We start from the raw sequence: 12,536 nt of genomic DNA, 5'->3' as shown, positions 1-12,536 counted from the left end.
GGAGCGGGTGAAGTCAAGCCCGCGAGAGCGGAGGAGCGCCCCGTTGACGCAGCTGCAGCGCACGAACCTGCGCGAACAAGTGCTCGAAGTGGTGCGGCAAGCGATGGTGTCCGGCGAACTGCGCCCCGGCGACATCTATTCGGCCGCGGCCCTCGCGACGCGCCTGGGCGTGTCGAGCAGCCCGGTGCGCGAGGCACTGCTGACCCTGGTCAACCAGGGCCTCCTGGAACCGGTCCGCAACCGCGGCTACCGGGTCGTCGCGATGACCGAACGCGACCTGGACGAAATCTACGAGATGCGGCTGCTGCTCGAGGTCCCGGCGACGCTGTCCGCCGCCGCGGCTGCCGGTCCAGCCGACCTCGCCCGGCTGGACGGCCGGGCCGCCGAGATCGAGGCCGCGGCTGGGGATGGCGATGTCGCGCGCTTCCTGGAGGCCGACCGCCGGTTCCATCTGGACTTGCTGTCCCTGGCGGGAAACGGACGCCTGACGGACGCCATCGCGAACCTGCGCGACCAGACACGCTTGTACGGCTTGGAAAAACTCGCCGAGCATGGTCGGTTGACCGATTCGGCCCGGGAGCACCGCGAGATGCTGGCGACGGTGGCGGCGCGGGATTGTGGCCGGTTGGAGGGGCAGGTGCGGGCGCATCTGAAGCATATTCGGGCGGATTGGGCTTCTGGCTGAGTCGGGTTTGCCGGGCGTCGTTGGGTCGCCAAGGCGGCCGGATACGGGTGTCGTCGGGTTGCAGAGGCGTTGTATTGGGACGGATCGCTCAACGCCGGGCCTGGGCTTGACGTTGCGAAGCCGGGACTGCCGGGCGCGGCCTCGTGTCTGCAAGTGAAGCAGCGTGGGCTTGATGAGGTCGGGCGTTGCGAAGCCGCCATCTCTGGACGCGGGTTGTCAGCGTGGGGTGCCGCGATGTTCGAGGTCTGCTGCGAGTGAACCGTCGTCGGGTCAGGCGCAGCAACATCGCTGCCCTCTCCGGCGGTTGATCGCCAGCGTTTGTCGCGGTGGTGTTCCGCGCCGCTGCGTCTGGTCAGGTGCCGCAACACCGTCACCACTGCCTGATGCGGCTCGCCGTGATACTCGAGGTCGGGCTGTTGCAGATGCCCCGCTGGGCGCTCAGGTCAGATGCCGCAACACCGCAGCCACCGCCGGTCGGGGGTCGCTGGCGTGCGTGGCCGTGATGTTCCACGTCGGACCGCCGCGAGTGAAACGGCGGCCGGTCAGGTCGGGGAACTGCGCGGCCACCGACACCGGCAGCACGCACCCGCCGAGATCGTGTCGCACAAGGTCGGCCGCGGAGGGCGCGTCGGTGACCTCGTGGACGACGGTCCGGCGCACTCGTGCTGACTGGAACGTCCGGTCGGTCGCCTCCCGGATCGCCCAGCCCGGCGCGAAATCCACCACTGCGGTACTGGCTGCTTCGGCGGCCGAAACTGACTGATCCGCCGAGCCGGCCCCGGCGGCGGTGACTAGCACCATCTCCTCTCGCCGGACTGGACGGCTCACCAGTCCGTCGCCCGGGGCACAGCCGGCGACCGCGACCACTATGTCCACAGTGGATGTCACGACCGCCTCGCGCAGCTGCTGCGGCGGCGCGGTTCGCACCAGCACCCGCACCCCGGGATGGTCCCGGCGCAACGCGCTCAGCGCCCGATGCGGTTCCGGCCACGCCCCGGGCATGACACCGATCCGGACCTCCCCGGTGACCTGCCAGCGCGCCCGGTCGACGGTCGCGCGAGCCTGGCTCGCCGCCTCCAGCGCGGCGCGCGCAGCGGGGAGAAAAGCTTTGCCCGCAGGCGTAAGCGCGACCCGATGGGTGGTGCGCTCGAACAACTCGGCGTCGAGATCCCGTTCGAGCGCACGGACCACTGTGGACACAGTCGACTGCACCGTATGCAGCCGCCGCGCGGCAGCCGTGAACCCGCCTTCCTCGGCCACTGCCACGACGGTTTCCAGCTGCCGCAGGTCCATCGGTCCTCCTGGCTCCGAGTCACTTCGGTCGTAGTACTACGCCTGTGCTGCCTCAGAGAAGCGTCAGCTGGTTTCGGCGAGAACCTCGCGAACCAGCCGTGCTGTCTCGCTCGGCGTGCGCCCGACCCGGATCCCGGCCGCTTCGAGAGCCGACTTCTTCGCCGCGGCGGTCCCGGACGATCCCGACACGATCGCTCCCGCGTGCCCCATGGTCTTGCCCTCCGGAGCGGTGAACCCGGCGACGTATCCGACGACCGGCTTCCGCACGTTCTCGCGCACGTAAGCCGCCGCGCGCTCCTCCGCGTCGCCGCCGATTTCGCCGATCAGCACGATCACGTCGGTGTCCGGGTCCTTCTCGAACGCCTCGACCGCGTCGATGTGCGTGGTGCCGATGACCGGGTCGCCGCCGATGCCGATGCAGCTGGAAAACCCGATGTCGCGGAGTTCGTGCATGAGCTGATAGGTGAGCGTCCCGGATTTCGACACCAGCCCGATCCGTCCGGGACCGGTGATGTCGGCGGGAATGATCCCGGCGTTCGACCGCCCGGGGGAGATGAGTCCGGGGCAGTTCGGTCCGATGATCCGGGTGCGGCTGTCGCGCGCGTACGCCCAGAACGCGGCGGAATCGTGCACCGGCACGCCCTCGGTGATCACCACCGCGAGACCGATGCCGGCGTCGATCGCTTCGAGCACCGCGTCCTTCACAAAGGGCGGCGGCACAAACAAGACCACTACGTCCGCACCGGTCTCCTTCATCGCCTCGGCGACGCCGCCGAACACCGGCAGTTCGTGGCCGTCAAGGGAAACGGTCTGCCCGGCCTTGCGCGGATTCACCCCGCCCACGACGGTCGTGCCCGCGGCCAGCATCCGGCGGGTGTGCTTGGCGCCCTCCGAGCCGGTGATGCCGGAAACGATGACCCGGCTGGTGTCGTCCAGGAAAATCGCCATCGGTCAGCTCTCCGTCCCGGTCGCGAGCCCGGCCGCTTCGCGTGCGGCGTCGTCCATCGTCGCGACCACCGTGACCAGTGGATGCGCTGCCTCGGCGAGGATCCGCCTGCCCTCCGCGACGTTGTTCCCGTCGAGCCGGACGACCAACGGTTTCGTCGCGCGATCGCCCAGCAGCGCCAGCGCTTTCACGATGCCGTCCGCCACCGCGTCGCACGCCGTGATGCCGCCGAAGATGTTCACGAACACGCTGTGCACCGCCGGGTCCCCGAGAATCACCCCCAGCCCGGCCGACATCACTTCCGCCGACGCCCCGCCGCCGATGTCGAGGAAATTCGCCGGTCCGACCGCCCCCGCGTCCCGCGCCGCGGCAGCCACTACATCCAGAGTGGACATCACGAGCCCGGCGCCGTTGCCGATCACGCCGATGTCGCCGTCAAGCTTCACGTAGTTGAGTCCCTGCTCGGCGGCCTGCTGCTCAAGCGGATCCCCGACTTCGGAGTCGGCGAACGCTTGGTGCCCGGGATGCCGGAACGCCGCGTTGTCGTCAAGCGTGACCTTCCCGTCGAGCGCGACGATCTCCCCGCTGCGCGTCCGGGCAAGCGGATTCACCTCCACGAGCGTCGCGTCCTCCGACGTGAACACATCCCACAGCCGAACCAGGACGCTCGCCGCTTCGACCGGAAGGCGCGCCGCCGCGGCGATCCGGCGGGCTTTCACCAGATCGACCCCGACGCGGATGTCGATCGGCACCTTGACCAGCGCTTCCGGCCGGGTCTCGGCGACTTCCTCGATATCCATTCCGCCAGCCGCCGATGCCATCGCGAGAAAGGTTCGGTCCGCGCGGTCGAGGAGGTAGGAAGCGTAGTACTCGTCGGCAATGTCGCTCGCCTCGGTCACGAGAACGCGGTGCACACGGTGGCCTTTGATGTCCATGCCGAGGATCTCGCCGGCGATCCGCTCGGCGTCATCCGGCCGGTTCGCGAGTTTCACGCCGCCTGCCTTGCCTCGGCCGCCAGTCTTGACTTGGGCTTTGACGACAACCGGCCCGCCGATGTCGACGGCCGCCGCCCGTGCTTCTTCGGGCGTGGCGGCCACGCGGCCGCGGGGAACCGGCACGCCGTGCGCGGCGAAGAGGTCGCGCGCTTGGTGTTCCAAGAGATCCATCGGGATTCCTTCCTTGCGGAGGCGGAGGGGGGTTTGCGGGTTGGGTGAGTGGCGGGTTTGCTCGCCGGTCGCGGCCGCTTCTCGATCGGCCGCTTCTCGATCGGCCGGTTCGGCGGAGCCGCCTCGCCGAGGCGGATGGCGGACGGCGGGTTGAGGTTTCGGGTTGAAGTCGCGGCCCGAGCGGGCGTGGCGGCAGCTCCCGGCAAGGCAGCTTGACCCGGCGAATCAGCTGGCGAACCTCCCGCCGAATCGGGTGGCGAAGCGACCCGCAAGCCAGTCGGACAAACCTGCGGATGCCCCTGGACAGCGGGCGGCTCGAAGAGTAAGTCTAATGCCTACCTCATACGGTATGCAATCTACAGTCTTCCGGCGACGAGCCGCTGACCTGCGGCGACAGATCCGGCGGGCTGCGGAGAGGGCACGAGCAGACCGGGACGAGCGCGCGGATCAGAGAGGTCCGGCGCGGGACAGGAGGAGTTGCGCATGTCGCCAACCACGACCGGCCGGCAAGCAGGCCAGCAGACCGGCGAGAACCCCAGCGGGCAGACCGGCCAGGACCTCAGCGGGAGCAACGGTGAGAACGCCAGCGAGAAGGCGGCGAAGCAAACCGAGGTCAACGCCAGCGCGCAGACCAGCGAGACTGCCGGAGCGAAAGCCAGCGGGACCACGGGCCAGCCCAGGGCCACCACCGCCAACGGCGACCGCGGGGCAGCAGAAACGATCTCCGGCGGCCACCTGGTCGCGAAAGCCCTGAAAGCCGAGGGCGTCGACACCATCTTCACCCTCTGCGGCGGCCATATCATCGACATCTACGACGGCTGCGTCGACGAGGGCATCAGCGTCATCGACGTCCGGCACGAGCAGGTCGCGGCGCACGCGGCCGACGGGTACGCGCGGATCACCGGCCGTCCGGGCTGTGCGGTGGTCACGGCGGGGCCGGGGACGACCGACGCGGTCACGGGGGTCGCGAACGCGCTGCGCGCGGAGAGCCCGATGCTGCTGATCGGCGGCCAAGGTGCGTTGAGCCAGCACAAAATGGGCTCGCTGCAGGACCTCCCGCACGTGGACATGATGAGCCCGATCACCAAGTTCGCCGCGACCGTCCCGCATCCCTCGCGGGCGGCCGACCTGGTGTCGATGGCGTTCCGGGAAGCCTTCGCCGGCGCGCCCGGACCGTCCTTTTTGGAGATTCCGCGTGACGTTCTCGACGCCCGCGTGCCGGTGGAGAACGCGCGGATCCCGGAGTCCGGCCGGTATCGCGCCTCCACCCGGAACGCGGGCGATCCGGCGGATGTCGAAAAGCTCGCGGATTTGGTGGTGCACGCCAAGAAACCGGCGATTCTGCTCGGCAGCCAGGTCTGGACGACGCGCGCTGCCGAGCCGGCGACGGAACTTGTGCGCACGCTGAACATCCCGGCGTACATGAACGGCGCTGGCCGAGGAACGTTGGCGCCGGGCGATCCGCACCACTTCCAGCTTTCCCGCCGTTACGCGTTCGACAACGCTGACGTGATCGTCATTGTCGGCACACCGTTCGACTTCCGGATGGGCTACGGCAAAAGGCTTTCCCCGGACGCGAAAGTGGTGCAGATCGACCTCGACTACCGGACGGTCGGCAAGAATCGCGACATCGATCTCGGCATTGTCGGAGACGCCGGACAGATCCTCGCCGCGGTCGCGGATGCCGCGTCGGGCCGTGTGGACAACGGGGCGGTCGGGCGCAAGCCGTGGCTGGAGGAACTGCGTGCGGTCGAGGAGAAAGCCAAGCAGAAGCGGTTGCCGCAGCAGCATTCCGACGCGAATCCGATCCACCCGTACCGGCTCGTGCACGAGATCAACGAATTCCTGACCGAGGATTCGATCTACATCGGCGACGGCGGCGACATCGTGACCTTCTCCGGTCAGGTCGTGCAGCCGAAGGCGCCGGGACACTGGATGGATCCCGGTCCGCTGGGGACGCTCGGGGTCGGCATTCCTTTCGTGATGGCGGCGAAGCACGCACGTCCGGATCAGGAAGTCGTCGCGCTTTTCGGCGACGGGGCGTTTTCCTTGACCGGCTGGGATTTCGAGACACTCGTGCGGTTCGATCTCCCGTTCGTCGGGATCGTCGGGAACAACTCGTCGATGAACCAGATCCGCTACGGCCAGGCGCAGAAATACGGGCCGGCCCGCGAACGCGTCGGAAACACCCTCGGCGACGTGCCCTACGACCAGTTCGCCCGGATGCTCGGCGGCTACGGCGAGGAGGTCCGCGACCCGGCGGACATCGCCCCGGCGCTGCGCCGCGCGCGGGAATCCGGCAAGCCGTCGCTGATCAACGTCTGGGTCGACCCGGACGCCTACGCCCCCGGAACCATGAACCAGACGATGTACAAGTAGTCGGGAGGAGCCGAAGATGGGAAAGGCACTGGAGGGCGTCCGCGTCCTCGACATGACCCACGTCCAATCAGGACCGTCGTCGACCCAGATCCTCGCCTGGCTCGGCGCGGACGTCGTGAAGCTCGAAACCCCCGGCCGCGGCGACATCACCCGGGGCCAGCTGCGCGATCTGCCCGGAGTGGACAGTCTGTACTTCACGATGCTGAACGCGAACAAGCGCAGCATCACGCTCAACATGAAAAGCGAGCAGGGCAAGGAGGTCTTCGCCAAGCTGGTGTCCTCGGCGGACGTGCTGGTGGAGAACTTCGGGCCCGGTGTGGTGGACCGTTTCGGGTTCTCCTGGGAGAAGCTGCACGAGATCAACGAGCGGCTGATCTACGCGTCCATCAAGGGGTTCGGCCCCGGCAGGTACGCGAATTTCAAGGCCTACGAGGTGATCGCGCAGGCGATGGGCGGCTCGATGAGCACGACCGGCTTCGAGCAGGGGCCGCCGACCGCGACCGGTGCGCAGATCGGTGATTCGGGGACGGGCATCCATCTCGTCGCGGCGATTCTCGCGGCGTTGTACCAGCGCACGGGCACTGGGCGCGGGCAGCGCGTGCAGGTGGCGATGCAGGACGCGGTGCTCAACCTGTGCCGGGTCAAGCTGCGCGACCAGCAGCGGCTCGCGCACGGGGCGCTGGGGGAGTACCCCAACGAGCGCTTCGGCGACGAGGTGCCGCGTTCGGGCAACGCGTCCGGCGGCGGCCAGCCGGGCTGGGCGGTGCGCTGCGCGCCGGGCGGGCCCAACGACTACATCTACGTCATCGTCCAGCCCGTCGGCTGGGCTCCGCTGACCGAGCTCATCGGACGGCCGGAGCTCGCCGAGGACCCGGACTGGGCGACCCCGGAGGCTCGACTGTCCAAACTGGACAAGGTGTTCGCGATGGTCGAGGAATGGACCGAGCAGCGCACCAAATGGGACGTGATGGAGCTGCTGAACGCCCGCAACATCCCTTGTGGACCGATTCTGTCCACTAAGGAGCTGATCGAGGACGAGACGCTGGCCGAGCTGGGATCGGTGGTCGAGGTGCCGCATCCGGAGCGCGGCGCGTTCAAGACCGTCGGCTGCCCGTTGAAGCTGTCGGATTCGCCGGTGGATGTCGAGCGTTCTCCGTTGCTGGGCGAACACAACGACGAAGTGCTCGGCGAAATCGGCTACAGCGCGGCGGATGTCGAGCAGCTGCGCACGGCGGGCGTGATCTGAGGATGGCCACGGAAACTGGCCGCGCGGCGGTCGCGGAAATCCTGGCCCGGGCAGCCGAGGAAGGCCGTTCCACACTGACCGCGCCGGAAGGCCGTGCGGTCTGCGAGGCATACGGCATTCCGACGCCGCCGGAAAGGCTCGCCACGTCCGCGGGGGAAGCGGTGGCGCAGGCGACGGAAATCGGCCTGCCGGTCGTGCTGAAGATCGTATCGCCGGACATCCTGCACAAAACCGAGGCTGGCGGCGTGCTCGTCGGCCTTCGCAGCGCACAAGAGGTCGAGGACGGGTACGCCACGATTCTGGCTAATGCCAGGGCTTACGACGCATCGGCGCGCGTCACCGGCGTCCAGGTGCAGCAGATGCTGACCAGGGGACAGGAGGTGATCATCGGCGCGGTCACCGATCCGAGCTTCGGCAAGATCGTCGCGTTCGGACTCGGCGGAGTTCTGGTCGAAGTGCTGAAGGACGTCACTTTCCGGCTGGCGCCCACAAGCACCGGCGAAGCTCTGTCCATGGTGGACGGGATCGCCGCCGCTGAGGTCCTCAATGGAGTGCGCGGCGGCGAGGCGGTGGACAAGACGGCGCTGGCTGATGTCGTGCACCGGCTGTCGCGACTGGTCACCGACTTTCCGCAGCTGGCCGAGGTCGACCTGAACCCGGTGCTCGCCACCGGCGACGGGGCGACCGCGGTGGACGTGCGGATTCTCGTCGATCCGGCGGCGGCCGCGGAACCGGTGCGATTCAGCCAGGACGAGATCCTGACCGCGATGAACCGGATCATGAAACCGGCCGCGGTCGCGGTGATCGGCGCGTCCGCCGAGGACGGCAAGATCGGCAATTCGGTGATGAAGAACCTCGTCAACGGCGGCTACGCGGGCGAGATCTATCCGATCAATCCGAAGGCCGCGGAGATCCTCGACCGCAAGGCGTACCCGAGCATCGCGGACGTGCCCGGCGACGTGGATGTCGCGGTCTTCGCGATTCCGGCCAAGTTCGTGCCGGCGGCGCTCGAAGAGGCCGGCGCGAAGGGCGTGGCCGGGGCGATCCTGATCCCGTCGGGCTTCGGCGAGACGGGAAACATCGCACTGCAGAACGAAGTCCTGGCCATCGCGCGCAACCACGGCGTGCGGATTCTCGGCCCGAATATCTACGGCTACTACTACACGCCGGAGAACCTGTCCGCGACGTTCTGCACTCCGTATGACGTCAAAGGCGGCGTCGCGCTGTCCTCGCAGAGCGGCGGGATCGGGATGGCGATCCTGGGCTTCAGCCGGTCAGCGGGGATGGGCGTGTCGGCGATCGTCGGCGTCGGAAACAAGGCGGATATCGACGAAGACGATCTTCTGACGTTTTTCGAGCACGACGACAACACCGAACTCGTCGCCATGCATCTGGAAGATCTCAAAGACGGTCGCGCGTTCGCCGAGACCGCGAAACGGGTGTCGGCGAAGAAACCGGTGGTAGTGCTGAAAGCCGGACGCACGTCGGAAGGGGCGAAAGCAGCCGGGTCGCATACCGGTGCGCTGGCGGGAAATGACCGGGTCTACGACGACATCCTGCGCCAGAGCGGCGTCATTCGCGCGCCCGGGCTCAACGACCTGCTCGAGTACGCGCGAGGCGTGCCGAAACTGCCCACGCCGAAGGGCGAAAACGTCGTGATCATCACCGGCGCGGGCGGTTCCGGGGTGCTGCTGTCGGACGCCTGTGTGGACAACGGGCTCACGTTGATGAGTATCCCGGACGACCTCGACGCCGCGTTCCGCGAATACATCCCGCCGTTCGGCGCGGCCGGCAACCCGGTGGACATCACCGGCGGCGAACCGCCCTCGACCTATCGGAACACCATCGCGCTCGGCCTGTCCGACGATCGTATTCACTCGTTGGTTCTCGGCTACTGGCACACGATCGTCACGCCGCCGATGGTGTTCGCGGAGCTGGTCGTGGACGTCGTCGAGGAGTTCCGGCGAAAGGGGATCCACAAGCCGGTGGTGGCTTCGCTGTCCGGGGATGTCGAGGTCGAGCAGGCCAGCGAGCACCTGTACGCACACGGCGTCGTCGCTTATCCGTACACGACCGAAAAGCCGGTCGCGGTGCTCGGCGCGAAATACCGCTGGGCGCGATCGGCGGATCTGCTGCCTTGATCAAGTCCGGAGGGAGGCGTACGTTGCCCGACACCTAACCGCTGGTCAGCGGAGTGCGGCGAGGAAGGGACGCCGGGACGCGGGTCGCGTCCCGGCTCGGGGGAAGAACGGAGACAGCCCGGCACGGGAACCGAAGTCAACGGTGACGAAAGAGAATTCTCATGACCGCAGCCCAACCGACATACCAGGAGATCGTCGACGAAAACGGGCGGACTTACCGGATCGGGGAGAGCCCCCGGGACCTGATGGGACGGTCCCGCGGCTGGATGGTCTGGCTGCCGTGGGTGGCCATGATGGCGGTGAGCGTGTTCGAGTACGGCTGGGGAGCCGTCGAGGGAACGCTCGAAGAGAAATACGGCTGGTCGTTGTCGGACGCGTTCTGGCTGGCCAGCATCTGGGCCGTGTTCCAGGCCGGGGTCGCGTTCCCGGCCGGGCGCCTGCGGGAGAAGAACATCGTGTCGGCGAAGACGGCGATGCTGGCCGGGGCGGTGTGTTCCGGAATCGGCTACTTCTCCATCGCGCACAGCGGAAATCTGGTGGTGGCGTTCATCGGGTATTCGGTGCTGGGCGGAATCGGTGCCGGACTGGTGTACGCGACGTGCATCAACATGGTCGGGAAATGGTATCCGGAGAAACGCGGCGCCCGCACCGGGTTCGTGAACGGCGGGTTCGCGTACGGTTCGGTGCCGTTCATTTACCTGTTCAGCGCTTTTCTCGGGCATGAGAACGTGACGATCACGCTCGACGCGATCGGCCTGTACATGCTCGTAGTGGTCGGGCTGTGCGGTTTCCTGTTCAAGGACCCGCCGAAGAACTGGTGGCCGGCCGAGGTCGACCCGATCGCCTGGCTGAAGGGCAGCGCGGCGGGCAAGGCGAAGAGCCTGGCCAAGAACCCGCCCGCGGTGCGCCAGTTCTCGCCGATGGAGGCGATCCGCACCGGCATGCTGCCGCTGATGTGGGTCACCCTCGTGGTGATCGGCGGGGTTTCGCTGTTCGGGATCAATTTCCAGGTCGATTTCGCCAAGGAAAGCCAGTTCGGCGCCTTTGTGGCGGCTTCGTCAGCGGGAGTCCTGGCCATTGTGAACGGGGTCGGCCGGGGAATCGTCGGCTGGGCGTCCGACCGGATCGGCCGCAAGGCGACGTTGTTCTGGGTGCTGGTGATCGCGGCGTTCGCGCAATTCGGTGTGCTGTGGTCGGGCAAGACGCACAGTTTGTTCTGGTTCATGGTATTCGCGGTGCTGACCGGGTTCGGCAGCGGCGCGTTCTATCCGCTGTTCGCCGCGCTGGTGCCGGATTACTTCGGCGAGAACCACAACGCGACCAACTACGGCATCGTCTACAGCGCGAAACTGGTCGGCGGGGTCGGAGGCGGCGGATTGGCCGCCGGGGTGATCGCCGCGTGGGGTTACACCGGTGCGTATGTGCTGGCCGGGTGCATCGCGTTGCTGTCCGCGGTGATGACGCTGTTCCTGCACCAGCCCGGGCGTTCCGGGCGCGGCGCGACGGAAAAGGCGGGCAAGCAGATCGCCCGCACCGCTCCGGCTGCCGGCAGCTGAGCACCCCGCGGGTCCGGGAGCGACGGGACGGCTGGCATCCGCCCCGTCGCTCCCGGACCGCCGTGCTTCACTCCGACGCGCCCGGCCGTTCGTGGAACGCCCGGCGCGTGCGTTCGGTGTGCTGCGCCATGATTTTCTCCGCCTTGTCGACGTTGTGCGCCGCGATCGCCTCGATGAGCGCGGCGTGCTCCTGCCACGCGTCGCGTCCGCGAGGTCGCGCGATCGGCGTGTAGTACCAGCGCACGCGGCGGTCGACCAGGCCGATCAGCTCGGACAGGACCGCGTTGCCGGTCAGTTCGGTGATGTACGAATGCAGGTCGGCGTTCGCCGCGACGAGCCGTTCGCTGTCGTCGGCGGCGAGGGCTTTCATGCCGACGTCCTGCAGTTCCCACAGGCGCTTGATGTCCTCGTCGGTCGCGCAGGCCGCGGCGAGCCGGGCGGAATGGGTCTCCAGGACCGCCCGGACGCCGAGCAGCTGGTCGGCCTCCTCGTCGGTGGGCAGGTGCACGAACGCGCCCTGCGCCGGCCGGAGGTCGACCCAGCCTTCGCTCTGCAGCCGTTGCAGCGCCTCGCGGACCGGCTGGCGGCTGACGCCCAGGTACTCGGCCAGATCAGCCTCGACCAGGTGCTGGCCGGGTTCGAGCGTGCGGTTGATGATCAGCTCGGCGAGCGCGTCGTACACGACCTGCCGCAACGGCGCGGGCCGCTCCACCCGGTTGCCGCTCTTGCCGGCGAGCGACCCCTTGGCCGTCCGGCGGCCGGTGGGCCCGCGTTCGGGCAGGGGGGAAACGGACTCGGTCACGGTGCACCTCGGGTGGTGGGATCTGCGGCGGGATTCGAGGAACTCAGTTTTCAGGATACAGGTTTTGGTATGCAAAATCCCGGGATTCCGGATCGGGTGTGCGATGTTCCGCCGGACGTGGCTCGACGGGGCGGTGGGCTGGCCGCTGGGCGGGGGCCAGCGAGGCGGGTTCTGGTGCGGAACCGGCCTGGTGGGGAAGTGCTGCGGCGCGTGACGGACGGCGAGTCTGGTGCTGGCCAGTGCCGTTCGTGCTTGGCGGCGGAGCGAATCCCCGTGGTGGTGGACATTCGTGTTCGGCGGTCGGTGAAACCTGCGCCGCTCG

9 protein-coding genes are annotated in these 12,536 nt (G+C 68.1%); 5 read left to right on the top strand and 4 right to left on the bottom strand.

From position 1 onward, the window contains the following. Positions 1–43 precede the first annotated feature (43 nt). A complete protein-coding gene (locus ABZX37_RS00235; protein ID WP_354734782.1) occupies positions 44–685 on the top strand; it encodes a GntR family transcriptional regulator in 642 nt (213 codons plus the stop codon). A 438-nt stretch (positions 686–1,123) separates the two neighbouring features. Here the strand turns inward: ABZX37_RS00235 and ABZX37_RS00230 are convergent, their stop codons facing one another. The 3 genes from ABZX37_RS00230 to sucC all read right to left on the bottom strand — a co-directional run bounded on the left by ABZX37_RS00230 (position 1,124) and on the right by sucC (position 4,090). Then, positions 1,124–1,978, bottom strand: coding sequence for a LysR family transcriptional regulator (locus tag ABZX37_RS00230; protein ID WP_354734781.1), 855 nt, complete (start codon positions 1,976–1,978; stop codon positions 1,124–1,126). Between the two features lie 63 nt (positions 1,979–2,041). Next, positions 2,042–2,926 (bottom strand): succinate--CoA ligase subunit alpha, encoded by an 885-nt coding sequence (sucD, locus tag ABZX37_RS00225; RefSeq protein ID WP_354734780.1) that lies wholly within the window; start codon positions 2,924–2,926, stop codon positions 2,042–2,044. Positions 2,927–2,929: 3 nt separating this feature from the next. Beyond that, entirely contained in the window at positions 2,930–4,090 is a 1,161-nt protein-coding gene (sucC, locus tag ABZX37_RS00220) for an ADP-forming succinate--CoA ligase subunit beta (RefSeq protein WP_354734779.1), read from the bottom strand. Positions 4,091–4,573: 483 nt separating this feature from the next. On the opposite strand from sucC, the gene ABZX37_RS00215 reads away from it, so the two are divergent. The 4 genes from ABZX37_RS00215 to ABZX37_RS00200 all read left to right on the top strand — a co-directional run bounded on the left by ABZX37_RS00215 (position 4,574) and on the right by ABZX37_RS00200 (position 11,412). Beyond that, on the top strand, positions 4,574–6,469 hold the full coding sequence (locus ABZX37_RS00215) for a thiamine pyrophosphate-binding protein (RefSeq protein ID WP_354734778.1): 1,896 nt from the start codon (positions 4,574–4,576) through the stop codon (positions 6,467–6,469). 16 nt (positions 6,470–6,485) lie between these two features. Beyond that, on the top strand, positions 6,486–7,715 hold the full coding sequence (frc, locus tag ABZX37_RS00210; RefSeq protein ID WP_354734777.1) for a formyl-CoA transferase: 1,230 nt from the start codon (positions 6,486–6,488) through the stop codon (positions 7,713–7,715). A 2-nt stretch (positions 7,716–7,717) separates the two neighbouring features. Next, positions 7,718–9,856: an acetate--CoA ligase family protein gene (locus ABZX37_RS00205; protein WP_354734776.1), complete on the top strand. Its 2,139-nt coding sequence runs from the start codon at positions 7,718–7,720 to the stop codon at positions 9,854–9,856. A gap of 161 nt (positions 9,857–10,017) precedes the next feature. Next, positions 10,018–11,412, top strand: a complete 1,395-nt coding sequence (locus tag ABZX37_RS00200; RefSeq protein ID WP_354734775.1) for an OFA family MFS transporter — start codon at positions 10,018–10,020, stop codon at positions 11,410–11,412. Positions 11,413–11,479: 67 nt separating this feature from the next. On the opposite strand, the gene ABZX37_RS00195 is transcribed toward ABZX37_RS00200, so the two are convergent. After that, positions 11,480–12,214 carry a GntR family transcriptional regulator gene (locus tag ABZX37_RS00195; RefSeq protein ID WP_354734774.1) on the bottom strand — a complete coding sequence of 245 codons (735 nt, stop codon included), beginning with the start codon at positions 12,212–12,214 and terminating at the stop codon, positions 11,480–11,482. Between the last annotated feature and the right edge of the window lie 322 nt (positions 12,215–12,536).

Source organism: Amycolatopsis sp. NPDC004079, assembly GCF_040610415.1.
GTDB classification, from domain to species: Bacteria; Actinomycetota; Actinomycetes; order Mycobacteriales; family Pseudonocardiaceae; genus Amycolatopsis; species Amycolatopsis halotolerans.
The sequence above is the reverse complement of the archived record's forward strand: the minus strand, read 5'-3'. Positions and strand labels throughout refer to the sequence as shown.

What these genes read in the sequence shown, in the direction of transcription:
- ABZX37_RS00230 (WP_354734781.1), bottom strand. Translation starts at nt 1,978, where the DNA reads ATGGACCTGCGGCAGCTGGAAACCGTCGTGGCAGTGGCCGAGGAAGGC.
- sucD (WP_354734780.1), bottom strand. Translation starts at nt 2,926, where the DNA reads ATGGCGATTTTCCTGGACGACACCAGCCGGGTCATCGTTTCCGGCATC.
- sucC (WP_354734779.1), bottom strand. Translation starts at nt 4,090, where the DNA reads ATGGATCTCTTGGAACACCAAGCGCGCGACCTCTTCGCCGCGCACGGC.
- ABZX37_RS00215 (WP_354734778.1), top strand. Translation starts at nt 4,574, where the DNA reads ATGTCGCCAACCACGACCGGCCGGCAAGCAGGCCAGCAGACCGGCGAG.
- frc (WP_354734777.1), top strand. Translation starts at nt 6,486, where the DNA reads ATGGGAAAGGCACTGGAGGGCGTCCGCGTCCTCGACATGACCCACGTC.
- ABZX37_RS00205 (WP_354734776.1), top strand. Translation starts at nt 7,718, where the DNA reads ATGGCCACGGAAACTGGCCGCGCGGCGGTCGCGGAAATCCTGGCCCGG.
- ABZX37_RS00200 (WP_354734775.1), top strand. Translation starts at nt 10,018, where the DNA reads ATGACCGCAGCCCAACCGACATACCAGGAGATCGTCGACGAAAACGGG.